We start from the raw sequence: 24,457 nt of genomic DNA, 5'->3' as shown, positions 1-24,457 counted from the left end.
GTTGGCGACATCCGGCATGATCTGCCCCATCTCCATCGCCTGGTTGGACGTTTCCAGACGATCACTCGACGTAGTTCTTCAGAATGCGCAGATCCGTCACCGAGTACGCCATACCCAGCCGATAACCGCGGCCAACGCGCAACGGCGCAATCAGATGCATGTCCTCGCCGTGGACTTCCGGAAGCGTCAGTTGCGCCGCCCCGTTCCAGACATCGACGATGGCGAGGTTGTCCGTGAGCGACATGGTCAGTTCGTCGACCGGCGGCTTGTCCTGACGGCCGGCGGCGAGCTGCGGAAAGTAACGGCGCATGGTAGTTGGCCGGTTGAAAACGGTCGTCGGGTCAGCGACAGGTTCCTCGAGCTGGATACGGGCGGTCGCCAGCCGTTCGCCGTGCGCGGACACACTGGCGCCGAAGCGGCTTCCTTTGGCGAGCGGAGCCGCCGCTGCGCTCGGCGCGGAGAAACTGCGGGTCTGATAGACGCTCGCGAGTTTCTTGGGAAAGCCCTGGGCCCATCCGCGGGCGATGGCGGCATCGTTATCGACGAAGATGTACGGGCAGTAGTTGATCGGCACGCCGTCGAAGACCGCCTCGACCAGAACGAAGGCCTCGCGGTATTGATAGCGGGCGGGGTCCGTCAATTCATCGTTGGAACCCGTGAACTGCCAGTCCAGAAACCAGAAGAAGGCACGCCCCGCGGACTTCTCGTCCACGGTGACACCGGGCGGCAGCAGTGCCGCAACCGCTTTCGGGTCGGTCCAGTATTCGATGGCGAGACAATCGCTCGAATAGTGCCACGGCGGCATCGTCACCAGTGCGGACTGTCCTTGCGGAGTAATGGGAACTGAAAACGCTTTAAGCATCTCGTTCGTCCTCGATGGGGGCGACCAGCGGTCGCTGTGCATGGGGTGCCGCCGCTCCTGGGAATCGACGCGCATCACCTGACGACGGCCTTTCGAGGCACGTATCGGCCGGACGCCCTGCCCGTCCGGTACGTCGCCATGAACCATTATTCACGAGCGGGTTAGCGCGTCCTATCCCCCGATCGGGGGTCGAAGCAAGCGTTTGAAAGCAGCGCGTATTGCGTCTTCCAACTCGGTAGATCCGAGGTTTTCGCAGTCGTTTCGCCGGTATAGAATCGGCTAAATGTTAAAAACTACGCTATCGTCTGCCGAAGACACCAAGGCTCACCATGACCCGGCGGTTTATAGCGTTGCCGTGAAGCACTCCACGCCTGACTGAGTGCGCCGAGGCGACCGTCGCTCTTCACATAGGATTGCAAGAATGAATGGCCCGCGCGGTCGGAGACAAAAGTGAGCGAATTCCCGCCTTTCCGGCTCGACCGGGCCAACCAGTGTGTCTGGCAAGCGACGCCGGACGGGCAGCAGCACAGGCTCAACCTCAGGCCCCGTGCGTACGACATGCTTCAGTATCTGGTCGACAACGCCGGCCGCCTTGTGACGCACGACGAGTTCCTCGATGCGCTCTGGCAAGACGTCATGGTGCAACCGGAAGTGCTGAAGGGGCACATGCTGTCCATCCGCGCCGCGCTCGGCGACGATCCAGCCAACCCACGATTCATCGAAACACTGCGCGGCCGCGGCTATCGTTTCATCGCCCCGCTGCAGACGCGCACGCAGCTCAATGCCACGGATGACGCCGGTACGCCGGCCCACGGCAGCTTCGTCGGACGCACGCCGCAGTTGAACAAGCTCAAGACGCTCTTCGACGAGGCCTGCGCAGGCGAGTCGCGGATCGTGTTTGTCGCCGGCGAACCGGGCATCGGCAAGACCACGCTCGTCAACCAGTTCCTCGAATCGCTCGACGGCCGTGGCAACGTGCTGACTGCGCTCGGCCGCTGCGTGGAGGGTTACGGCGGCACCGAGCCGTATTACCCCGTGCTCGAAGCCCTCGCTCAACTGATGCGCGGCGCTGCCGGGGCCTCCATCATGCGCAGTCTGATCTCGATCGCCCCGACCTGGGCCGCGCAGCTTCCCGGTTCGGTGCCGGCGCGGCATCGCGCGCAACTGCAGCGGCAACTGGTCGGTGCGGTCAGTGGCCGCATGCTGCGCGAAATCTGCGAATTCTTCGCTGCTCTCTCCGCGCAAACACCGCTCGCCCTCGTCTTCGAGGACCTTCATTGGTCGGATTATTCGACCGTCGACATGCTCTCCGCCCTCGCCCGTCACCGCACCCATGCGCGCCTGATGGTCGTGGCCACCTATCGCCCCGAAGATGCGGAGCTCGTGCAGCATCCCCTGTGCCGGCTGAACCACGAACTCGGGCTGCAGAAGCTCTGTCACGACATCGTCCTCCAGCCGCTGACCGAAAGCGCTATCGCCGAATACCTTGAAGGCAAGGCGCAAAACGCTCGCGAGAACGGCCTGGCGCAGCTCGTCTGCGAGCACTCCGGCGGCAATCCGCTCTTCATGGTGGCGACGCTCGATCATCTGGTCGCGCAGGGCATCGCCCAATCCACGCCGCAGGGATGGAAGCTGCATCTGTCGCCATCGGAGGTGCGGCTCGAAGTGCCGCGGACGCTGAGCCAGGTCATCGAGCATCGCATCCGGCGGCTGACGGGCGATCAACAACACGTGCTGGAAGCCGCGAGTGTGGCGGGACTCCACTTCGACGCCACGCTCGTCGCGCCAGTGGCGCAGTTGAGCCAGGAAAGTGTCGAGGATCTCTGCGAAGCGCTGTGCCGCCAGGAGAGCTTCGTGCGCCGTGAGGCGTCCGCGCCGCTCGAACGCACGATCGCGGCACGCACCTACGCGTTCCGCCATACGATGTACCGGCAAACCTTCTATGAGCGCCAGGGCGCGCTGCGTACCACGCATGCGCATCTGCGGATCGCCGAGGAACTCGAAGCGCGCTGCGCCCGCGAAGCGCATGGCAGCGTCGCGGCCGAACTGGCCCAGCACTTCGCGGCAGCCAAGCAATGGTCGCGCGCGCTGGGTTATCTGCGCATCGCGATCCAGACCGCGAAAAAGCGCCTTGCGTACAACGACGCACTCGCCATTCTCGATCGCGCCATGATGCTGGCCGCCAATTTACCGGACGAAGCACGGGCGGCGGCAGAGGCCGAGTTTCTCGAGGGACGTGCTTCGGTCTTTACCGCCGCGCATGACCGGCGTGCGCTCGAAACCTGCGAACAACTGGCCAGGCGCGCCGCGCAGCTCGGCCTGCTCGATATACAGAGCCGCGCGCTGCTGAGCCTCGCTTACGCGTATAGCTGGCGCGATCAACTGCGCAGCAGCCGGATCATCGACGAAGCGCTGACGCTCAGCGAACGGCAGACCAATCTGCAGCAGCAGGCGCGCACCCGCATCAGTTGTTATGTCTGGAGAATGTGGGTGCGCGGTTGGCGTGCCGACGATATCCGTCAGTGCGAAGCTGCGCTCGAGCCCTTGTGCAACGGCGACGATCCGTTCACGACCGCCTGGTCGCAGTGCGAATACAGCATGGTGCTGATGGTGTCCGCGCACTATCAGCAAGCCCACGACACCATTCTCGCGAACTACCGGTTCCTCGTCGACAACGACGAGAACCGGCCCGAGTTCAACATGGCGCGTGCCACCTGGATGGTCAACCTCGGCGTGCCCTGGGCGCTGCTGTATCTGGGCGAGCTTGGGCGCGCACAGCAGGAGTTCGACCGGGCAATTGCGATGTTCGCCAGCAACGGCAATCAGTACGGCGCCGACACGCTCACGCTGTACCGCTGCTGGGTGCAATTCCATGCGCTGGACTTCGACGCGATGCTCCAGTCCTGCAGCCAGGTTCTCGCGGAGACGCTGGCCGGTACCGCCGTGCGTCGCTCGCCCCTTCCCGCGGAGCAGCGGCTCGCCATTCTCCTGAAGGGGCTGGCCTACCTTGGCCTCGGCGACACCCGCAGTGCGCGCGTTCATCTGCTCGACGTCATGCAGCGCATGGATAACGAACCAGTGATTTTCGACTGGTACTGGCGGCTGGCGCTCGAATGGGGGCTCGCAAGCGTCGCGCTGATACGAGGCGATCTCGACGAAGCGATGACGCATGCCGCGCGTCTGGTCAAGCTTGCGAGCGCCACGGAGGAGCGCACCTGGCAGGGTCTGTCGTGGGAGATCCGGGCGCGCGTCGCGCTGCAATCCGGCGCGGTGACGGATGCTGTGCAGTACGTAGAAAAAGCGCTGGTTGCCACGCAGCAATTCCAGACACCGCTGGCGGACTGGCGCATCCATCGCACGGCGAGCGAGGCCTATCGCTTGAGCGGCGATGCGCAAACGGCTGCGCATCATGCCGAACTCGCGGTTACCAAAAAAGCGGCGCTCGCGGCGAGCTTGCCTGACGGGCATCGTCTGCGCGCCACGCTCGACGCCGGGGATTAGGGCCTTTTCATGCTTATAACAGGCCCTACTAGCCCTCAACCAGCTCCGTGAGACGCAGGCCAAAGCCGGCCTCCCTCGGGATCGAACCGGCAAGCTGCGCGCGCGATTCGACGTAACGCTGCTGCGCGGCTGCCATCCGTTGCGTATCGCCGCGCGCTTCATACAGCCGCGCCGCGGTGCGCTGCAGACGCCAGTCGGCGAGCGGCGTCTCGAAGCCTTCGGTGACCGAAAACGCGGCCTCCAGTTGAGTCCCGGCATGCTCCAGATCGCCCGCATGCAGGGACACTCTCGCCATCGTTTCCCACGCGAGCGCCTGCCAGGTCCGCTCATCGGTAGCGAGCGCGCGTTCGAGGAAGCGGCGGGCACGATACTGCGCGGCGGCGTGGTCGTCGTGCGCAATCGCGAGATCCGCCCAGCCCCATTCGAGCGCCAGCCGCCAGTACCAGTCGAACATGATCGGCTCGTGCTCCATCTGCTGTTCGGCTTCGGCGAAACGCGCTGCGGCAGCCGCGTTTTCGCCGAGTCCGGCGTGAGCCAGTCCGGCGAGTATGGTCCAGACGCGCTGCTGCGGCGGCAGGAAGGCCGCGCGCTCACGGGCCTCGCTGCCGGCCCCCGGCCGCTCCGCCGCTTGCCTGAATTGCCGGTCGAGTTCGAGCACGGTCTCGAAGTCCATCGTATGGACCAGCAGCCAGCCGCGATAGACCTGCAATGTGCGAGCCGCAAAGTAGTTGCCGTTGTCGTGAAACTGCCGGATGCCATGATCGAACTCGTCGAGCGAGCGGCCCAGTTCGCCGAGCGACAGATACGCCCACGGCACGCCCAGGCGCATCATCCACATGGCACGCGCGATATCGAAACCCGGATGACCGACGGCATGGTCGTACAGCACCTGGTAGCTTGCTTGCGTGGTCTGCAGCGCCTTGCGGTACTGCGTCGACACCATCATCAGCATGCAGTGTTCCATTTGCGCTTTGGCGATGGAAACCGGATCGCCTGTCTCACGCAGGGTAACGAGCGCATCCTTGCATTGCTGCGAGCCGGACGCGCTCCAGCCTTGGGTCCAGATACGCCGCACATGGCACGCGATCTGCGTCGCTGCAGCGACGCGCCGGTCCGGATAGGACGCGCCAAGCCTCAGCGCATCGTCGAGGCATTCCACCGAGCGAACCTGATCGTCCCAGCTCAGAACGTACGAGAGACCGAGCAGCGCGCGCAGTTGCACTTCGATCTTGCCAAGTTGCGTAGCCTGTTCGTGCAGCGCCCGGTATGCGTTGAGCGCTTGCCGATCATGGGCGGCCGCGTACAGCGCCGCGCGCGCTTCGGCAAACTCGATGCGCCGCAATGCGCGTAATTCAGCGGGTAAGCGCGCGAGCAGCGTATCGGCCTGATCGAGCATGGCGAGCGCTTCGCGATAGGCACAGCGAACCTTGGCGGTCTGCAAGGCGATGCGCAGATAGTCGAGCGCCTTGTCCCATTGCTGTGCATCGGCAAAATGCCAGCAGAGCTGCGCGGCGAGACTGCCGCGCTGTTCCGCGGCAAACAGCTTCTCGAGATGCTCGCCAATCAGCCGGTGCGACCTGGAGCGCCGCGTCAGTCCCTGGCGGTCATAGAAAACGCTGCGAACCAGTGCATGCGTAAAGCTGAACGACTGCGCGCTCGCGCCATCGGCCAGGCTCCAGATGCTGGCGCGGCGAACGAACTGGCCGTGACGGGCGAGGCCGTCACACAGATCCTCGAACGCCTCGACGGTCATCGCAGCCGCTTCGGCCGTTGTCGCCGACGCAAACGTCAATCCCGCCACGCTCGCCGCCTCGAGCGCGCGCTGGACCTCGGGAGCCAGCCGCCGGATCCGCATTTCGATGACCTGCGCGATCGTGCGCGGAAGCGCCTCGCGCAACCGTGCGGCGCTCGCCGTCTGATGCCAGCCGTCGGATGTTTTGGCCACCAGCCCCTGCTCGCAAAGATGGTCGAGAATGGCCTGCATGAACAGCGGATTGCCGCCTGAGCGTTCGGCGAGCAGATGCGCCAGCTCCTCGTCGAGCGGGTTCAGGCTCGCGCCGTGCATGAGCCACGCGCCGATCGAATCGGGCTCGAGCGGCGTCAGCTCAATGACTTCACACGCGCCGCGAATGAGGAGCGTGTGGCTTAGCTTCATCACGGGATGCTGGACGGAAGCGGCGTCGTCGCTGCGGTAAGTGACAACCAGCATCAGCCGCAGCGAGCCCTCGAGCTGGGCAAGCGCGCAGAGCATGTCGATGGTCGAAAGATCCGCCCACTGCAGATCGTCCAGCACGAGCAACAGCGGACGATCGCGCGCCAGCGCCTGCAGCAGGTCGCAGATTTCGCGCAGCATGCGCTCACGCTGCGCGCCGATCGTCTGTGCGAACAACGACTCACGGAGGGCCGCCGGCACCAACGCCGGCATCAGGACGGCCCAGGTGGGCGCAATCGAGACGAGGGCCGCCCTGACCTGTTCGCCGCCTGGCCCACGGCAGAGACGGCCGAGCGCTTCGAGCACCGGATAGTACGGCTCGGCGCCGCCGTAGCCTTCGACACACCCTCCTCCCAATACCCGCGTGTGTCCATGTGGCGCCTCGGCAAGGAACTCGTCGACGAGCGCCGTCTTGCCGATACCCGCCTCGCCCGTGATGAACACGATTTGCCGCGCGCCCGCCTGCGCACGTCGCTGTGCGGCCAGCAATACCTCGAGTTGCGGCGCGCGTCCCACGAAACGTTCCGCTCTGCGCGCAAACAAGCCTGACGGACCGCCTGCGGCACGACCATCGACCGGCGCGATGAAACGATAACCGCGCGCACGGAGCGTTTCGACGTAGCGCGGTTGTTCCGCATCGTCGCCAAGGGCACGGCGGATCGCCGCGACGTGTCCCTTGAGCACTTCGGGCTGCACATGCACGTCGGGCCATACCGCTTCGAGCAGTACATCCGGGGACATCAACTGCTGTGGATGCTCCACAAGATGACGCAACACAGCGAAGGTTTTAGGCGGAAGATCGATCCGGGTAGCGGATTGCGCGGGGCTCAGGCGCCACAGGCACTGATTCGACAAATCGAGCTGAAAACCGGAAAACTGGAGCGACGTGCGGATGCGAAAGTTGGGATTCAAACCGGAAAACTCCTCGGCATCTGGATCAAACCAAGGCGGGTAGCGAGCGTGACCGCCTCGGTCCGGTTTCTGACCGACAGCTTCGTATAGAGATGCTTGGCATGCGATTTTACGGTTTCGGGTGCGATGCAAAGCTCGACCGCGATCTGCTTGTTGGACAGCCCTCGCCCCATCAGGTCGACAATCAGGCGCTCGCGCTCGCTGAGTCCCGCGGCTGCGTTCGGACGGCGTGCCGCGAATGGTTCAATGGCTTCTTCGCGCCCACCACGTTGCCGGTGCACCAGCAGCAGCCTCGCATACGGCAACAGTTCGAGCGCGTCGCCCGCTGGAACGATCCGCCGTTGCACGATCGCCTCGATCAGTTCGGCGACGCGCACGCTGCAATCGACGAGCGTTTGATGCAGGCCGACGGATGGCGCGAGCTTGAGCAGATTGACCAGCACCTCGACCGCTTCGCCGCGTTGCCCGCTCACGAGCAGGGCCTCGACAAGCAATAGCGCGACGGGCACCGCCGCATAGAGAGCGCCGCGCCGTACCGTGTCGAAATGAACCTGCCGCAACGCGGCAATATCGACGGTGCCAGACGGGCCTGCCAAAGCGATGCGTGTCCGTGCGAGCGTATGAAAACGCGCGATTTCGAAGGCGGCATGCCTGCCCTGGTTGCCGCTCATGCCGATGGCTCGCTGTTCACGTGCGAGTCCTGCGAGGCGCTCCAGACATTGCACAGCCTGCTCGATGCGCCCACAGTCCGCCTCGATCTCGACCTGGTGCGCGAGGCTCGCGGCCTGCAGCCGCGGCCAGCCACGCCGCTCGCCGAGCGCCTCGGCCTCGCTGAGCACCACCAGCGCCCTTCTGGGTTGCCCGCGGCTTGCGGCAATGCGCGCGAGCAGCAGATGCGTCCGTAGCGCGCCTTCGAGCGTGCAGCATTGGCGGATGTCGGCCATGCGCGCGGCGATCAGCGCCTCGGCTTCGTCCACCTGCCCCTGCTCGTAGAGTACTTGCGCGATGATGGAGACGGGAAACGCATCGGCCGGAACCTGGGTGCCGAGCAAGCGCCGGCCGGTCTCGAGCGCGTCGGCCGCCAACAGGCGCGCGGCGTTGAAACGCATCTGATCGAAAGCGACAGCGGCATCCAAGGCCAGATCGAACAGCGCGGAGACAGCCTGCATCGGGCTCGGGCGGTCGTCCAGCTTGACGCGCTCCACCGCGTAGAAGCTCTCCACGTCGCCGCGCCGCCAGTAGACGCTGCGGCACACGGTCGACGCGACGTGCGCAGTCCGCGCACTCGCGCCTTGCCCGAGCGTGGACAAGGCGACGGGCAAGGCGGCCACTTCATCGTCCTGCAACACGAGCGCCACCGCCCGCAGCGCGGCAATCTCGCAGTGGAGTGCTTTCGTCACGGTTACCGACAACCGGTTCGCCTGCTGTTCGAGCAGGTCTGCGACGGCCAGCGCCTCGCGGGAATCGAAGCGCATGACAGCCTGCCACGCCCGTTCGATATCGAGCCTGATTTTCGCAAAGCCGGCGCCGACCTGGGCGCCGCTAGCCCGAGCCATCCGCAGAGCAACCGCAGCGCCGCCGGCGAACGGGAACGGTCCAGGCGCACCCGGACGCCGCACGCCCGGCTCGGGAGGAACACGCGGGATCGCCGCCCCTCTGGGTGCCTGGTCGGATTTCAAAAAGCTTTCGATCGCAACGAAATCGTTCATGTCAGGCTCCGTCTGGACACCGGGTCGTTGCAACCGCACAACGAGGGAAGATGTCGCCCAGACTAAACCGGGCACCGCTACGAAGCGTGATGATTCGGTTATTTTTCGGTAATGGTCGGGTCGTGACCAGGTCTATACGGGACTTCGCGGGACTTCGACGGACAACCCAGGCGGAGAAGAACGGCAGACGCCGCTATTCATCTGCAGGAATGCCTGCTGTCACGGAACGTCCCGCCCGGCGGCATGGCTGGGCGAATCGTCGGGCGACCTGGCGCCGCGCATCCGCGCTCGCCAGGCGTTGGGCGGCTCGCCGATCATGCGCTTGAAGACCGCGGTGAAATGCGCATGCGAGCTGAAGCCGCAACTGAGCGCCACGTTGAGCACGCTGAACTCCGATGAGCGCAGCAGCATCTGCGCATGTTCGAGCCGCCGTCTTAGCAGGTAAGTGTGTGGCGAATAGCCGGTGGTCGAGCGAAACTGAGCGGCGAAGTGCATCCGCGTCAGTCCGGTGCTGGCCGCCACTTCGGCAAGTCCGATCGGATTGGCGAGATTGGCTTCGATGAAATCGATCGCCCGGCGCAGGCGCCACCTCGGCAGCGACGCGCCCCGCGAAGCCGGCCACGCCGGCGCGGCATCCGTGCGCCGCGCCAGCAGACGGGCAACGATCGCATCGCAAATGCTGTCCGCGTACATGCGGCCGAACGTATCGGCGAGCGGATTCGCGTCCTGAAGCGCGAGCGCCAGCCGTTCGATCGCGACATCGCGAAAGATGTGCGGATCCTGGTCCGAGAGATCGGGCCGCACGAGCTGCCCCTCGGCTTCGTCATAACGCCGCGACAACAGGTCCGGTGAAATGAACAAATGCATCACGCGGCACGGCGACGAATAAATGGCCTTGACGCTTTCGCCGGGTTTGGTGATCTGGATCGAACCGGGCATCACGGGCCCATCGCAGAGGATCTTGCCGTCGTGCTGGAATTTCAGCGTGGTGGCAGTCAGGGCGATGCCGACCGTATAGAAGCGCGCGTCGCCGACGCTCGACACTTCGCGCAATTCGTGCGATTCGCCCGCATCCTCGCTCCAGCTCCCGGCGAGAATGCGCTCCGCGGCAGCCCCATCGACTGCGGAAAACGGCGGGCAGCGCCAACGCTCCTCAACCCGCACGATCGAACTGGCGCTCGCACACAAGGGGGCGCGGAACCCGCTCACAGCATCCGGACAGGCCGCTGGGAAAACGCTGGCCGCGTCCTGTGTCTGTCTCGCCATGGTGTCACTCCGTCTTGATTGGTGAGCATCATGCGCGAGACTACCGCTTCTCCGGTATCCCCCCAATGGGTGAAACGGCACCAGGCGAGCGCGCCTGCTTCCCCTCAGGCTTTGAGGCTGCGGCGTGGCTTGATGGCGCCCGCGGGATGATTCTTCGCAATGGTCGAGCGCAGCGCCGAGTAGGCCGGCGCGACCATCGGATAGTCGGCGGGCAGGCCCCATTTAGTCCGGTATTGGTCGGGCGTCATCCCGTAGCGGTGCTGGAGATGGCGTTTGAGCGACTTCAGTTTGCGGCCGTCCTCCAGGCAGACCAGGTAGTCGGGCTGGATCGATTCGTCGATCGGCACCGCCGCCCCGGCATGCGGACGCGCTTCCTCGCACGGGTCGAGCAGCGCGGCCAGCGCGGCGTGGGTACTCGAAATGAAGGCGGGCAGATCGGCCGCCGGCAGCGGATTGCACGAGACGAAGCTCGCCACGATCTCGGCGGTCAGTTCGATCAGATCGGGGCGCTCCGTCACAGGCGGCCTCGCGAGCTCATAGGCCCTGCGTTACTGGGTGGATTGCCCGAAAGCAGCGGGCGGATTCGCGCGGCGCCATAAGCTTGTCTCACTCTCAGGTGGGATACCCGATCAAAGTAGCGGCGTGCCCTGTACGGGTCAATCCCCCGAATGGGGGCGAACCCGGGCGCCGGGTTAGAGATGCATGCCATGGAGCGCCTGCATGCCGCGGGCAAGCCATGCAGCAAGGCCGTGCGGGGTCGGCGGCAGGTCCTTGGGCGGCTCCATCAACGCCTGTCCGCGCTGCTCGCGCTCCGCGAGCTTGGCGGCGAGTACATGCGTGAGTTCGGGATGCCGCTTGAGTAACGAGGCGATCGCCGCTCCGGGCAGTTCATAGACAATCGCGTAGGTCTTCGCCGAGAGATCTGCGCCGACCGCCACACCCGCGATGGGTCCGCTTTCGCCGAAATATTCGCACGGTGAGAAGCGCATGACGTCCACGGTCTCGCCATCATGCCGGGTTGCCGCATTGATCACGCCGTAGCCGATCAGCGTAATCGCGGCCGGCACTTCGCCGGCCCGCAGCAGCATCTCGCCCGGCGCAAGCTCGCGAACCTGCAGCGCGCTCGCGAGCTGTTCCTTTTGTTCGCGCGAGAGCAGGCCGAAGATGCCGATGCTGTCGATCAGACGGCGTCCGACCGAGCGCTCGCCCGAAGCGTCGGCGTCATCGGCTGCAGTGCGGAACAGCGACAGGGCTTCGAGGTGCCGATGCGCCGCATCGAAGAAGACGTTGAGCGTGTCCTCGGTACTGTGGCCGCCCGAGACGAAGAACGACACTTCATAATCGGTTGCCTGCCAGCCGACCGACTTCGTGACCACACTTGCGGGCCGCGCGGCGTCGATGCCGATGCACGAATCGATCGCCAGCCGCAACGCCGACACCACCGACGACGGGCGGTGCGCCGGGTCCGCCTGAAACCGCACCACGGTGGCATGCGCGCCGGCCGGGACACTCGCGTTGACGACCTTCGACTTCGCGATCGCCGAGTTAGGCACGACGATCAGGTCGTAGTTGCCCTTGAGCACGTGCGTGGCACGCCACGTCACTTCGCGCACCGAGCCTTCCGAGCCGTCGTCGAGCACGATGTGGTCGCCGACGCGATATGGCGTGGTCGTATTGATCACGAGGCCGGAAAACAGGTCGGCAAGCGTGCTCTGCAACGCCAGGCCCAGCACGATCGCGACTGCGCCCGAAGTGGCCAGCACCCCTTTGAGCGGAATATCGAACACATCGGTGACGATGGCGACCGCGGCCGTCAGGTATGCCACGACTTCTGCGACGTCGAGCGTAAAGCGCTCCTGGCGCGTACGGTCGTTGATCGTGTAGTAGAGCCGCACCACCGTCATGGTGGTGGATGCCGCCAGCAGCCACCAGACAATCTGCACCGCGCCGCGTGCGAAGCGGTACTCGGCGGAGGCGTCGGGATCGGGCGTCTGCGTCGGCGTCATATGCGCGTGCAGCATCGCAACCGTCAGCGCGGCGAACGCGAGGCAGCGCAATACGGTACGCGGCCCCATGAAGCGCATGCGCGCGCCTACCAGCAGCACGACAAGATTGAGCGCGACCGCGGCGACCGGAAGCAGCAACGGCTCGAGCGGTTGCGGCAACATCTAGTGCGCCTCGCTCGCTGCCAGCGGCGGCACGGGTGGCCGGGTCGGCAGGTCGTCGCTGCGATAGCCGCCGCCCAGCGCCCTCGTCAGGACGATTTCCGCCTCGAGCTCGTCGCCGCTCAGTTGCAGCAGCGCGATCTGCCCTTCGATGACGGGCGCCCTCGCCTGCATGGCGGCCGTGCGGTCGGCAAGGCCGCGCTGATACTGCGCCTCGGTGCTATCGCTCGTGACGCGGATGGCGTCGATCCGCTCGCGCTGCAATTGCGCGCGATGGTCGAGATCGTCGATCTCGCTGCCGGTTTGCGCGACCTCGCGGACCGCGTTGAGCACTGCTTCGTTGTACTGCTCGATCAGCGTGTTGCTGGCGGTCCGCGCGCCATGCAGGCTCGCGTTCAGACGGCCGCCGTCGAAGATCGGCAGATAGAGCCCCGGAATGATGTTGATCTGCTCGGCCGAATGGGTGAACAGGTCGCGCATGCGCAGCGCGTTGAAGCCGAAGAACACGGTGATGTCGAAGCTCGGGTAGAACGCTGCCCTGGACGCATCGATCCGGTCGAACGAGGCCTCGACGAGCCAGCGCATGGCCTGCAAGTCGGGCCGGCGGCTGAGAAGCTCGAAGGACAGCGTGGACGGCAGGCCGACCGAGGGCGCCGGCAATGCCACCGGCGCGATTGGCGGCAGATCGTCCGCGCCTGCGCCCAGCAACGCCCGCAAGGCCTCGCGGGTCTGAACGATCTGTTCCTGTGCCGAAGCGATCTGCTGGTCGAGCGCGAGCAGTTGCGAGCGCGCCTTGGCCGATTGCGTCAGCGCCTCCAGCCCCCGCTCGTGGCGCGCGGTTCGAGTATCCAGTTCGAACGCGTCGACGGCGCGTAATTGCTGTAGCAGGTCAAGGCTCGCGTAGACGATCTGGATCTGGTAGTAAAGCTGCGCGACGCCTGTCGACACCTCCAGCTCCGCCTGCGCCGCCTCGGCGCGCCGCGCGTTCTGCTCGCCGAGCGCCGCACGCACGAGGTCGCGTTGCTTGCCCCACAGATCGACATCGTAGTGGGCGTCCACGCCGACCAGCCCGGTCCAGTACCAGGGGCCATACGCGCCGATCGCAGGATCGTGCGTGGCATAGGCGCTGAGGAATCCGTGGCCGGACACGTGCTCGCGATCGGCAGCGGCAACCCCCGAAACCTGCAGATCGGAGCCGGCGCGGGCCAGTTCGACCTGGGCATGTGCCTGCGAGACGTGCTCACGCGCGATTGCCAGCGTCGGTGCGTGCTTGAGCGCGCGGTCGATCAGCGCTTCAAGCTGCGGGTCGTGATAGTGCTCCCACCAGCGCGCAGACGGCCAGCCTTCGCTGGCGAGGTGGATATCGTCGGCAAGACGGATCTGTTCGGGTGGGATCAGGGCCGCGGGCGGACTGTCGTGATGAATCATCGCGCAGGCTGCGAGGCCTGAACAGATCGGCAGCAGCGCGAGCCAGCGGCGGACCAGGCGCACCACTGACCGGCGCTTAGCTGCACCGGTCGCGGTTTGCGTCAACGGACAATGATCGGCGCGCATCACACTATCCTTGTACGGCATCGGCCGGTCGCACCGAAGTCAGTTCGTCTGTCGACCATTGCGGCAAGCCCAAAAGCGCCGTGTCGATACGCGTGGCCCACTCCAGCAGCGCAGCGGCGCGCTCGCCGCCCTCCGCGCTTCGCGCCGCACCCGCCAGCTTCTTCATATCCAGCGGCAGCGGCGGCACCGCGAGCGGCGGCTCGCTCGACAACTGCTGCGCATATCGCTCGAGCGACTCGCCGAGGTTGCGCTGCAATGCATCGCACGCTTGCCTCAAATCCGCTCCAGTTGCCCCGGCGCGTTGAATATCGAACATCGCCTCGTCATGGAAGGCGTTGCTCGCCAGCAGAATCGAGCGGCTCTGCGCGAGTACCGTTTGCGCTAGCAGCGTGACGCGCGCGGCCTCACCTTCGCGCCAGTCGGGTTCGAGCGCGACCCGTGCGAGCATCGCTTCGCAATCGGCCAGCATGGCCCAGGCAGTCGACGACTGCGGCGACGGCGCCGCCGCGGCGCCGGCGTCAATCGCCTGTGCATGGCCGCGCGCGACGCCCGCAATAGCACGAAGGACCTTGGATAGTTGCTGGCGCAGCGCGTCGGCCTCGCCTTCCGGCCACACCGACATCTGGATGAAAGTCGCCACACCCACGCCGAGCAGAATCCCCACCAGCCGGTCGCGAATTTCCGTGAGATCGGACGGCGGCGCGAACTGCTCCAGCAAGGCCAGTGCAAACGTGAACATGATCTGCACGCCGGCATAGCTGATCCGCTCGGAACCGGCCGACACCCATGCCCCCAGCGCGATCACGGGCAAGCTCATCAGCAGCAGCCCCGTCACGCTTTCCAGTTGCGGAATGACGAACGCAACCATGAACAGCGCGAGACCACTGGCAACCAGCGCGCCGCAGATACGCAGCAGACCGTGCCGGCTCGATGCCCCGAGACTGGGCAGCGCAACGATAAGGCAGGTCAGCATGATCGTGTGAATGCCGGGCCAGTTGACCGCGTTGTAGAACACATAGCAGATCAGTACCGACAGCAGCGTGCGCAGCGCGAAGCGGGCGTAGCGCGGGTTGGCGAAGGTATCCGCGGGCAGCAGCGCAGCCGGAGCGGGTGGCGGCGTGTTTGCGTGGGCCGCCTGGGTGCTGGTTGCGTCGGCGAGCGCGTCGATGACTCGCTGCATCGCAACGACTGCGGGAAGCGACGCCGCGTCGTCATCCCGCTGCGTCGCGGCGCGGCGCGGCAACGGCAGGTCTTCGGCAATGGCGAGATCCAGCGCCGCGACTTCGCGCTGAACACCGCGGATCGCGGCCATCCCGGCTTCGCCCGGCGCTTGCGCGGCGGCGGGCAGTGTGGCCGCCGCTTCGTAGAGCCGCGACACGGCGGTGACGCAGGCCAGCAGCGCCGCGGCCGCAGGTTCGCTGTAGCGCTTGCGCATCGTCGAGAAGCGCAGCAGTTTCTGCAACGACAACGCGCCCTGCTGCAGATCGTTTGGATTCAGCACGGGCAGCGCAGCGGCGTCGGTTGGATCGGCCAATGCGGCAAGACGCGCCTGCACCGCGGCGAGTTGCCGGTGCATCGCTGCCCGCAGTTGCTGCTCGGGCTCGGCGGGCAACAGAAGCGTATTGATGATCAGCGCCACGACAACCGGATAGTTGACCGCCGACCATACCCACAGGCAACTGCGCACCAGTGCTTCCGCGTTATCGGTCAGATCGGCAAAGCTCTGCGCATAGATCACAATCAGCGCGATGAGAAAGAAAACCAGGCCGAACTTCGTGACGGCCCTTAGCAGATAAGCACAGCAGAAAAATACCGCGCTCGCGACGGCGATGCGCAACAGCGGATAGTCGAAGGTCAACATATAAAGCACGATCACACCGGCAATCGCGCAGGTCGAACCAATCACGAGGTTCAGCGCGATCACGCGCGACAACACCACGTTCGATTGCGTGACGAAGAACACGGCAATCAACGAAACGGCCAACTCGGGCACCTGCAGCGTCATCGACGCGACCATCACAATGGCGCTGCCCAGCACGCACCGCATCGTCACATTGCCGCGTCCGGGAAACGCCGCCAGTTCGCGCTGCAGGAACGCCGCGAAACGCGCCAGCGGGCGCGGCAAGGCGAGTTCGCGCCGCAGGCTCGCGGGCGTGCTCATAGCTGTGCTCCGCTCGCGGCGACCGTATCGTGCTCGCGAGGATGCAACACCGCCACCGCCGATGTGCCGAGCCTGAACAGCCGCGGATCGGGATGGTCGACCAGGATCTTCACCGGAAAACGCTGCGCGACGTGAACCCAGTTGATGCTGCGCTGAATGTTCGGCAGGCCGTTCGCCGTGGCGCCGCCATCCTGCGGATCGACGCCATAGCCGACCGAGTCCACCGAGCCGCTAAAGCGAATCCCGGTGTCGCTCATCAGGTACAGCGTCGCGCGCGTGCCGGGCCCGATAGTGCCGAGTTCGTTCTCGCGGAAATTCGCAATCACGTACCAGTGCCGCGTATCGATCAGCGTGAAGACCGGCTTTTGCGCGGAGACGAACTGCCCGACCTGGGTGCGCAGGTCCACGACGCGCCCGTCGAATGGCGCGCGCACCGTCGCGTACTCGAGATTGAGCTGCGCCGTGGCGATTTCGGCCTGCAACACCGCCCGTTGCGCCACCAGCGCATCGACGCCGCTGACCGCCGCCTCTGCCTCGCGCGCCTGCGCCTCGGCCGTGGCCAGTTCCGCGAGCGCCGAGCGCTGCGCGGTTCGCGCGCGGTCGAGGTCGTCAGCGGAAACATATCCCTTGCCGATCAGCGGCTCCATTCTCGCGAGCGTATCGCTGGCCTGTTTCGCCGCCGCCTGGGCGCGCGCGACGGCCGACTTCGCGGCCGTCGCACCGTAGCTCTGCGCGTTCACACTGCGCTGCGTCAGCGGAATCTGCGCATCGAGCTGCACGAGCGCGGCCCGTGCCCGCATCAACGCGTATTGATACTGACGTGGATCGATTTCAAACAGCAGATCGCCCTGCTTGACGGACTGATTGTCGCGCACGGCCAGGTTGACGATCTTGCCGCTCACTTCGGGCGACACGCCGATCGTGTCCGCGTAGGCATAAGCGTCGTCGGTCCGCGGCGCCGTGTCGACGCTCCAGATCACCGCAATCGACGCGACCACTGCCAGCACGATCAGCAGGATCGCCGGCCAGGTTCGGGGTTGAGGCTTCGTTGTAACGGAGCTGTTTGCCGCGGTCGTGTTAGAACTCATGTTCGCACCGTCTGTCACAGGTTGAAGCCAACGGCCCAGAGCACAATCGCAAAGAGCAAGGTCAGCGCGGGATAGACGATCGCTGGCGGCGTCAGCCAGTTGCCGACGCCACGGCGGTACGACAACACGTGCACGACAGCCGTCAGCACCGTGCCCCCCACCACGCAGAACAGCCAGTCCGGGAAATACGCGCCGAGAACCCCGACCGAAGGCGATCCCGAGCACGCCGTCAGCAGCGCGCACATCAACAGGCTCAACGCCGCTTCACACCGGCGCGCCGTCCCCTTCCGCATGGGTGCGGGTTCGGCTGAGCCGACAGTGGAGGCGCGCCTGAGCGCGTGCGGGACGCTCGTGGCCGAGCGCATGCGTAAACCGGAACGTGTAGTCAGCATCAGCGCGTCAGGTTCACTTTCGCCAGATCGATCAGAGACTGGCCACGGCCGTCCATCACCGACTTCATCATGAACAGACCGAAATGCCAGGCTTCGTCGATGGTGGTTTTCGGCGGCATGATGAGCTCCTGGCGCGCGCTGACGACGTCGACGAGCGCCGGCCCCTTGTGCGCGAAGGCCGCGGCCAGGCCCGCTTCGAGGTCCTGCGGCTTCTCGACGCGAATGCCCTTGACGCCGATCGCCTCAGCCATGTTCGCGAAGTTGGGATTGGTCAGGTCGCAACCGGTGTCGAGGAAACCCGACGCGCGCATTTCGATTTCGACGAAGCCAAGCGTGCCGTTGTTCAGGACAATGACTTTCACCGGCAAGCCGGCCTGAACCAGCGTGAGGAATTCGCCCATCATCATGGCAAAGCCGCCGTCGCCGGACATCGACACCACCTGGCGCCCCGGAAACGCGGCCTGCGCGCCGATCGCATGCAGCATCGCGTTGGCCATCGAGCCGTGGTTGAACGAGCCGATCAGCCTGCGCTTGCCGTTCAGCTTCAGATAGCGCGCGGTCCACGCGATCGGCGTACCGACGTCGCAGGTGAAAATCGCGTCGTCCGCGGCGAGCTGGCTGACGAGGCGCGTGACGTACTGCGGATGAATCGTCGTGCTCGACGGATTGCTTTCGGCCAGCGCATCCAGATCCTTGCGGGCGGTGGCGTAGTGTTCGAGCGCGCTGTCGAGATGCGACGTATCGGTCTTTTCGTTGAGCACCGGCAGCAACGCGGCGAGTGTGTCCTTCACGGTGCCGAGCAGACCGAGATCGAGCGAGCAGCGGTTGCCGAGCGCTTCGGGGCGCACGTCGATCTGGGCCACCTTGGCGTTCTCCGGATAGAACTGCCGGTACGGAAAATCCGTGCCCAGCAGCAACAGCATGTCGCACGCCTTCATCGCGGCGTAGCCCGAGGCGAAGCCAACCATGCCTGTCATGCCGACGTCGTATGGGTTGTCGTACTCGAGGTACTCCTTGCCGCGCAGCGAATGCACGATCGGCGCCTTGAGCCGTTTGGCCAACTCCACGACCTCGTCGTGGGCACCGGCGCAACCGGCGCCGCACATCAGCGTGACCCGCGACGCCGCATGCAGCATGCCGGCGAGGCAGGCGATGTCGTCGTCGTTCGGGCGCAGCACCGGCGCGGCCGTGGGCACGATCCATTGCGGCACTTCGGCGATCGAGGGCGACAGCGCCACGTTGCCCGGAATCACGACGACTGCCACGCCGCGGCGCGCCACTGCGACCCGCATCGCGCGAGTCAGGATTTGCGGCAGTTGCGCGGCGTTCGACACCAGCTCGACATAGTGGCTGCACTCCTTGAAGAGAGTCTCGGGATGCGTGGCCTGGAAATAGTCGATACCGATTTCGCTGCTCGGAATATGCGCGGCGATCGCCAGCACCGGCACGCCGCTGCGTTGGCAATCGAACAGCCCGTTGATCAGGTGCAGATTGCCCGGTCCGCAACTGCCCGCGCACACCGCGAGCTGACCGGTCAGGTGCGCTTCGGCACCGGCGGCGAATGCCGCGCCCTCTTCGTGGCGGACGTGAATCCAGTCTATCTTGCCGGAGCGGCGCAGCGAATCCGAGACGCCGTTCAGCGAATCGCCGACGACGCCGAAGATGCGTTTGACGCCGGCATGTTCGAGCGTCGCCACCAGATAGTCAGCTGCGGTAGTCATGCAGTACCTCCGTCCGGATAGATGAATGCAGATACGCGATGGGCTGGGCACCCAGACCGGCGTGCCGCGTGCGTGAGGTGATAGTGCCGCGCCTCGTCTGGCGACGCTGTTCAAATCGCACGGGCCGCTAGCGATTCAGCACGGTGTGGAGTTCTGCTGCAATGCAAGCAAACTGGTAAGTTCCGAAACGATCGGCTCGATTGCGTCAGTAGAATGCATATCCGATGCCGCGCGAATCAACCTCATAGGAGAAGAAGATTAAATCGCAAGCTCGATTATTTTTAGTTTCGCTCCGGCACATCCAGCACGAAATCATTTATTAGTCGAGTTATGGGTCAAACCTCGCTGGGGTTTTTCGCTCCAGTCGCGCTCGCGCACCGGCGCGGCCTTCGAGGCCAACGCCGGCAACTGCTGTCCGTCTCTGTTCTGCAACCTCTCCTTATGAGCGCCAGACTTCTTTTAACCGGCCGAACTCCGCAGGTCGTGTATAGGACCGGTACAGCTCCCCCACGGTGCCAAAAGCCAGTGCAGGCTTGAGCGTTGCGCCGGGCAGCGCCTGGGTAATCCAGTCGTAGGCATTCATATCGCGCTGCTCGGCGTGCACGGCGTCGGTCAGCGCGATCAACGCCTTATCGGCCGAGTGACTGCCGAGGTCCACGAAGCAACTCTCGAACGGGTGTTTCGCTGTGATCATGGGGCGCAAATCGGTGGCTCGGTTGCTCACATCTATCTCCTACGCGGGTTATCCCCTCCCATGTATCAGATAGATGTGACAAAGGATCGAATCGTCCGCAGGAATTCGCCGCCGCACTGAAGTACGGAGCCGCCACGTCCACGGGCGGGATCGGGCAGGCGCAGCGAGCGTTTGCCCGAAACCACACGTTGCACATGCCATATAAAATGCATATCGCATGTAAATGCTACCTGCCGGTCAACTATATTGCTGACTGAAACGAAACATTTTCCGTTTCAGCCGACCGATAATCCGTCAAGGAGATCGCCTCACCTCACCGGGCGATTTTCCAACGAATCATTAAAAATCAAAAAATTAAATCGTCTAGACCTGAAGCGCATATAAAATCGCGAGTCGAAATCCGGCCAGTCTGCGAATTTTAAGCAAAATGAATAACAGAAAGCGCCCGATCCGGCGAATCACCAGCGGAAAATCGGCGGCGAAAGCCATGTTGTTGCCGCCCACGTTACAGTCGTTTCGCGCCCAGTCGTTGCGCAGCCATCTCGCACTGGAGGCATTACGCAGCGGAGCGGGGAACGGCCATCTGCTCAGCGAACTGATCCAGGTGCTGTACCTTGCCTGGTATCTGCAGGAAGCGGGCTTCGGCTCGGCCGATTCCGCGCTCTATGCCCGCGCGGAGCAGGCGCTCGAACGCAGCGCGGCGCGCGGCAAGGCGGACGACACCTGGGGGCTGGACAACGACGAGGCGCTCGCGCTGCAACGCTTGCTGGCGCTGCACGACGAGCAGCTCCTCCTGACCCCGGTCAACGCGATGCGGGACGTGCACAAGCGCCTCGCCCGCTTTGCGCAAAGCGACCGCGCGGCGCCATGGCCCGGACTGACCGGGACGGAATGAGCTCGCGCGACGATTCGTCGAATCCCAGCGTCGTATCACGCTCGCCCACGTAGAAAGCCACGCCAAAGACGCGCCACATTCACAGCAAGGTCACGTTAAAAAAATGGCCCTGCTATCTTTCGATAACGGGGCCTAGTCCCATGTCAAGGAGTAGTCATGGAGGAGACAGGCCGATCTTAGTCTCGCCCCCGCCCCTCGCCAACCAACGGTTTGCGCTTTGCTTATCGAGCGCCGCGTCAGGTGCATTACACGCGGGGTCTGCATGGATAACCCTGCCGGCGTATATCGTTAGAACGAAAAGTCGCTTCGTGCTGCTACCATCGGTCACTAAGATGGCGGTTGAGATCCAGTTTGCCCCGGCAAGCTCGCGCGCAGCTACGCGCCACGCCCCGGCAGCCGCTACCGAAGGAGCATTTCGTTGACCAGTTTCGATCATCATCGCCGCCCGCTCGTCATCGGCATTGGCGGCACGACGCGTGCGGCATCCTCGACAGAGCGCGCACTCGGTTTCGCCCTGCGCGGCGCCGAAGCCGCCGGCGCCCGCACCCGCCTGTTCGGCGGCACCTTCCTGCATAGCCTGCCGCACTACGCCCCGGAAGATCCGCAACGCACCGACGCACAACTCGAACTGATCGAAGCCGTGCGCCAGGCCGACGCGTTGATCATCGCCACACCGGGTTATCACGGCGGCGTCTCCGGTCTCGTCAAGAACGCGCTCGACACGCTGGAAGAACTGCGGGCCGATGAGCGCCCGTACCTCGACGGCCGCGCGGTCGGCTGTATCGTCACGGCCTACGGCTGGCAAGCCGCCGGTTCGGTGCTGACCTCGCTGCGTTCGATCGTGCACGCGTTGCGTGGCTGGCCCACCCCGTTCGGCGCCGGCATCAATACACTCGAGACGCGCTTCGAAACCGTGGATAGCTGCTCCGACCCGAAGGTCGCCGGCCAGCTCGCCACGGTCGGCCAGCAGGCCGCGCAGTTCGCCTTCGCGTTCAATACGCACCTCACGCCCACGCATTTGCCCGCCGCGCCGGACGCCCGTACGCCGGAAGCCCGCAGCACCGCCAAGGTGCTGACGCTCGCGAGCTAAGCACCCCTCTCCCACGCGTTGAAGCGTCGCCGCGCCACACTGTGTGGCGCGGCGTTGCGTTGCGCTGCGTGGTCCAAGCAACAGACAGGTCTGGCGACCCGCCGGATAGTGAATCAAACGCATCCGGGGCCGCTTCAGCCGAATCCGCGAAGACCGTTCCAGGTCCGCCGTGATTTGCTTGCGACGAATGATTGGTTCACGCGCGAGGCCGCCCGGCCTACGCTTGTCCCTGCCTGCCCGCCATCCGGCCGGCACCATGCGTGGGGTTCCTTTCGCAACGCATGCGGACACGTTCATCGCTCTCACCATGAATCGACAATCTATCCAGTACAAGGGCTATCAGGTCGCTCCGGTCGCACAACGGCTGCCTAACGGGCTGTTTGCCGCCAACCTGACCATCGGCAAGACCGCTACCGATGCGAGCCGGACCCTCTCGTTCGACGCGCTCGACTATTTCTTCGACGAAGAGCATGCCGTCGCCTACGCGTTCCGCTGGGGACGCATGTGGGTCGACAGCCATCAGTAACAGCACATTCATTCCATGCTCCAGGCCCCGGCCCGCCGGGGCGCGAGCGATCTCGAAGCAAGCCCGGCCGTCATGCGAGCCGGCGACGCGCTTTAAAAGGCTGTGACAGAATAGGTAGCGCATGTGGCGGCGGCTGGTACGCTACGCGCTGCGCGCCACAACGGCGCGCGCCACCTGACTGGGCACCCGAGGAGATCTCCCGCATGACATGGACCGTCGACGAACAGTTGGCCCTGACGGCATCGGAAGCCGTGATCGCGATCCAGACCGGCCGGCTGAAAGCCACGGACTACGTCGCCACCCTGCTCGCGCGCGCGGCGGCGCTGAGTACGCTGAACGCCCTCACGGCCCTCAACATGGAAGGCGCACTCGCCGACGCCCAGCGGATCGACGCGATGACGCCGCAAGCGCGCGCGGCCTTGCCGCTCGCCGGGCTGCCGATCGTCGTCAAGGACAACATCAATACGCGCGGGTTACTCACCTCGGCGGCCACACCCGCGCTAGAAAACTTCGTGCCGCTCAATAACGCCCCGACGGTGCAGCGCCTGCTCGACGCTGGCGCGATCGTGCTCGGCAAGGCCAACATGCACGAACTGGCGTTCGGCATCACCAGCACGAACCTCGCCACACATGCCGGGACGGTGCGTAATCCGTACGACCCGGGGCTGATTCCGGGCGGCTCGTCGGGCGGCACCGCAGCGGCGATTGCCGCGCGCATCGCGCCGGCCGGACTAGGCACCGACACCGGCGGCTCCGTGCGCATTCCCGCCGCCTTGACCGGCACGGCCGGCCTGCGTCCGTCAGTCGGCGACGGCGGCGCCGAGCGGCGCTATCACGATCCCGACGCCGTGGTGCCGATCAGCCATACCCGCGATACCGTCGGGCCGATGGCGCGCAGCGTCGCGGACCTCGCGTTGCTGGACGGCGTCGTGACCGGCGCCGGGCCGTTGCCCCTGGTATCGCTGAACGGGCTGCGCGTGGGCCTGCCTGCGCCGCTCTGGGACGATCTGGAGTACGCCCTCGAAGACGTCGTGCGCGACGCGCTGAGCCGCCTCCAGGCCGCCGGCGTGGCGCTCGTGCCGGTGGAGATGAGCGGGCTGCTCGATCTGACCGCCAAGGTCGGCACAACCGCGATTCACGAGGCCCATGAAGACGTGCCCGCATGGCTCGCCGCCAACCAGGCGCCGGTCCACACGCTCGCGGAAATTGCCGCGCGCATTGCCAGCCCGGACGTGCGCGGCATCTACGACGCCATCCTCGCCGACCCTTACGCCGGCGAATACCAGACCGCGCTAACGGTCTGGCGGCCGCAGCTTCAGCAACTGTACGCGCAGACTTTCGCCGCCAACCGGCTCGATGCGCTGCTGTTCCCCACCACGCGTCTTGCCGCCGTGCCGATCGACGAGCTGGCCTGCTCGTCGGCGGTATCGATCAACGGCGGTGCGCCGATCGACGAAATGAGCGCCTTCCTGCGCAACACCGATCCGGCGAGCAACGCCGGCATTCCCGGCCTCTCGCTACCGGCCGGCATGACGGCCGAAGGGCTGCCGGTCGGACTCGAACTGGACGGGCCGCTCGGCAGCGACCGGCGGCTTCTGGCGATAGGTGTGGCGTTCGAGCAATTGCTCGGCGCACTGCCGGGGCCGACACTATGAGGGGCGCGCGCAAGGCATCACAAGCAACAGCCCGGCGTGGCGGGTTCGGGTTCG

Annotated in this window: 17 protein-coding genes; 5 read left to right on the top strand and 12 right to left on the bottom strand. The window is 65.3% G+C overall.

Going from position 1 to position 24,457, the window contains the following annotated elements; genetic code table 11:
• Positions 1-61 precede the first annotated feature (61 nt).
• On the bottom strand, positions 62-862 hold the full coding sequence (locus tag AC1ECK_RS01880; protein ID WP_480315278.1) for an acetoacetate decarboxylase family protein: 801 nt from the start codon (positions 860-862) through the stop codon (positions 62-64).
• A 450-nt stretch (positions 863-1,312) separates the two neighbouring features.
• On the opposite strand from AC1ECK_RS01880, the gene AC1ECK_RS01875 reads away from it, so the two are divergent.
• Positions 1,313-4,363 (top strand): AAA family ATPase, encoded by a 3,051-nt coding sequence (locus AC1ECK_RS01875; protein ID WP_480315276.1) that lies wholly within the window; start codon positions 1,313-1,315, stop codon positions 4,361-4,363.
• A 28-nt stretch (positions 4,364-4,391) separates the two neighbouring features.
• On the opposite strand, the gene AC1ECK_RS01870 is transcribed toward AC1ECK_RS01875, so the two are convergent.
• From AC1ECK_RS01870 to AC1ECK_RS01820, 11 genes are all read right to left on the bottom strand, one after another.
• Entirely contained in the window at positions 4,392-7,487 is a 3,096-nt protein-coding gene (locus AC1ECK_RS01870) for an ATP-binding protein (protein ID WP_480315274.1), read from the bottom strand.
• Positions 7,484-9,196, bottom strand: coding sequence for a LuxR C-terminal-related transcriptional regulator (locus AC1ECK_RS01865; RefSeq protein WP_480315272.1), 1,713 nt, complete (start codon positions 9,194-9,196; stop codon positions 7,484-7,486). Before AC1ECK_RS01865 ends, AC1ECK_RS01870 begins: the two co-directional genes overlap by 4 nt.
• A 219-nt stretch (positions 9,197-9,415) precedes the next feature.
• Positions 9,416-10,462: a helix-turn-helix domain-containing protein gene (locus AC1ECK_RS01860; protein ID WP_480315270.1), complete on the bottom strand. Its 1,047-nt coding sequence runs from the start codon at positions 10,460-10,462 to the stop codon at positions 9,416-9,418.
• A gap of 104 nt (positions 10,463-10,566) precedes the next feature.
• A complete protein-coding gene (locus AC1ECK_RS01855) occupies positions 10,567-10,980 on the bottom strand; it encodes a Ros/MucR family transcriptional regulator (protein WP_480315268.1) in 414 nt (137 codons plus the stop codon).
• A 174-nt stretch (positions 10,981-11,154) separates the two neighbouring features.
• Positions 11,155-12,630 (bottom strand): mechanosensitive ion channel family protein, encoded by a 1,476-nt coding sequence (locus AC1ECK_RS01850; protein ID WP_480315266.1) that lies wholly within the window; start codon positions 12,628-12,630, stop codon positions 11,155-11,157.
• The gene (locus tag AC1ECK_RS01845; protein ID WP_480315264.1) at positions 12,631-14,181 is read right to left on the bottom strand and encodes an MdtP family multidrug efflux transporter outer membrane subunit; all 1,551 of its coding nucleotides are present in this window, start codon (positions 14,179-14,181) and stop codon (positions 12,631-12,633) included. It lies immediately after the preceding gene.
• 4 nt (positions 14,182-14,185) lie between these two features.
• Positions 14,186-16,342, bottom strand: coding sequence for an FUSC family protein (locus AC1ECK_RS01840; RefSeq protein WP_480315262.1), 2,157 nt, complete (start codon positions 16,340-16,342; stop codon positions 14,186-14,188).
• Positions 16,339-17,430, bottom strand: coding sequence for a multidrug transporter subunit MdtN (gene mdtN, locus AC1ECK_RS01835; protein ID WP_480315260.1), 1,092 nt, complete (start codon positions 17,428-17,430; stop codon positions 16,339-16,341). The genes AC1ECK_RS01840 and mdtN overlap by 4 nt, the downstream gene beginning before the upstream one ends.
• A 14-nt stretch (positions 17,431-17,444) precedes the next feature.
• Positions 17,445-17,723 (bottom strand): YtcA family lipoprotein, encoded by a 279-nt coding sequence (locus AC1ECK_RS01830; RefSeq protein WP_480315258.1) that lies wholly within the window; start codon positions 17,721-17,723, stop codon positions 17,445-17,447.
• Positions 17,724-17,821: 98 nt separating this feature from the next.
• On the bottom strand, positions 17,822-19,543 hold the full coding sequence (gene poxB, locus AC1ECK_RS01825; protein ID WP_480315256.1) for a ubiquinone-dependent pyruvate dehydrogenase: 1,722 nt from the start codon (positions 19,541-19,543) through the stop codon (positions 17,822-17,824).
• Between the two features lie 439 nt (positions 19,544-19,982).
• A complete protein-coding gene (locus tag AC1ECK_RS01820; protein WP_480315254.1) occupies positions 19,983-20,267 on the bottom strand; it encodes a hypothetical protein in 285 nt (94 codons plus the stop codon).
• Positions 20,268-20,724: 457 nt separating this feature from the next.
• Here AC1ECK_RS01820 and AC1ECK_RS01815 point away from each other — a divergent pair, with 457 nt between their 5' ends.
• From AC1ECK_RS01815 to iaaH, 4 genes are all read left to right on the top strand, one after another.
• Positions 20,725-21,132, top strand: coding sequence for a hypothetical protein (locus AC1ECK_RS01815; RefSeq protein ID WP_480315252.1), 408 nt, complete (start codon positions 20,725-20,727; stop codon positions 21,130-21,132).
• Positions 21,133-21,550: 418 nt separating this feature from the next.
• Positions 21,551-22,222: an NADPH-dependent FMN reductase gene (locus AC1ECK_RS01810; protein ID WP_480315250.1), complete on the top strand. Its 672-nt coding sequence runs from the start codon at positions 21,551-21,553 to the stop codon at positions 22,220-22,222.
• Positions 22,223-22,529: 307 nt separating this feature from the next.
• Positions 22,530-22,748 carry a transcriptional regulator gene (locus tag AC1ECK_RS01805; protein ID WP_480315248.1) on the top strand — a complete coding sequence of 73 codons (219 nt, stop codon included), beginning with the start codon at positions 22,530-22,532 and terminating at the stop codon, positions 22,746-22,748.
• 203 nt (positions 22,749-22,951) lie between these two features.
• Positions 22,952-24,403, top strand: coding sequence for an indoleacetamide hydrolase (iaaH, locus tag AC1ECK_RS01800; protein WP_480315246.1), 1,452 nt, complete (start codon positions 22,952-22,954; stop codon positions 24,401-24,403).
• The last annotated feature ends 54 nt before the right edge of the window (positions 24,404-24,457 follow it).

This window comes from Paraburkholderia sp. SSBN10T (genome assembly GCF_056619545.1).
This window is presented reverse-complemented; position numbering and strand designations above follow the sequence as displayed.

Bases quoted from the DNA above. Each gene is read 5' to 3' on its own strand.
- AC1ECK_RS01830 (WP_480315258.1), bottom strand. From the start codon at position 17,723: ATGCGGAAGGGGACGGCGCGCCGGTGTGAAGCGGCGTTGAGCCTGTTG.
- AC1ECK_RS01860 (WP_480315270.1), bottom strand. From the start codon at position 10,462: ATGGCGAGACAGACACAGGACGCGGCCAGCGTTTTCCCAGCGGCCTGT.
- AC1ECK_RS01850 (WP_480315266.1), bottom strand. From the start codon at position 12,630: ATGTTGCCGCAACCGCTCGAGCCGTTGCTGCTTCCGGTCGCCGCGGTC.
- mdtN (WP_480315260.1), bottom strand. From the start codon at position 17,430: ATGAGTTCTAACACGACCGCGGCAAACAGCTCCGTTACAACGAAGCCT.
- AC1ECK_RS01865 (WP_480315272.1), bottom strand. From the start codon at position 9,196: ATGAACGATTTCGTTGCGATCGAAAGCTTTTTGAAATCCGACCAGGCA.
- iaaH (WP_480315246.1), top strand. From the start codon at position 22,952: ATGACATGGACCGTCGACGAACAGTTGGCCCTGACGGCATCGGAAGCC.
- AC1ECK_RS01815 (WP_480315252.1), top strand. From the start codon at position 20,725: ATGTTGTTGCCGCCCACGTTACAGTCGTTTCGCGCCCAGTCGTTGCGC.
- AC1ECK_RS01840 (WP_480315262.1), bottom strand. From the start codon at position 16,342: ATGAGCACGCCCGCGAGCCTGCGGCGCGAACTCGCCTTGCCGCGCCCG.
- AC1ECK_RS01845 (WP_480315264.1), bottom strand. From the start codon at position 14,181: ATGCGCGCCGATCATTGTCCGTTGACGCAAACCGCGACCGGTGCAGCT.
- poxB (WP_480315256.1), bottom strand. From the start codon at position 19,543: ATGACTACCGCAGCTGACTATCTGGTGGCGACGCTCGAACATGCCGGC.
- AC1ECK_RS01805 (WP_480315248.1), top strand. From the start codon at position 22,530: ATGAATCGACAATCTATCCAGTACAAGGGCTATCAGGTCGCTCCGGTC.
- AC1ECK_RS01880 (WP_480315278.1), bottom strand. From the start codon at position 862: ATGCTTAAAGCGTTTTCAGTTCCCATTACTCCGCAAGGACAGTCCGCA.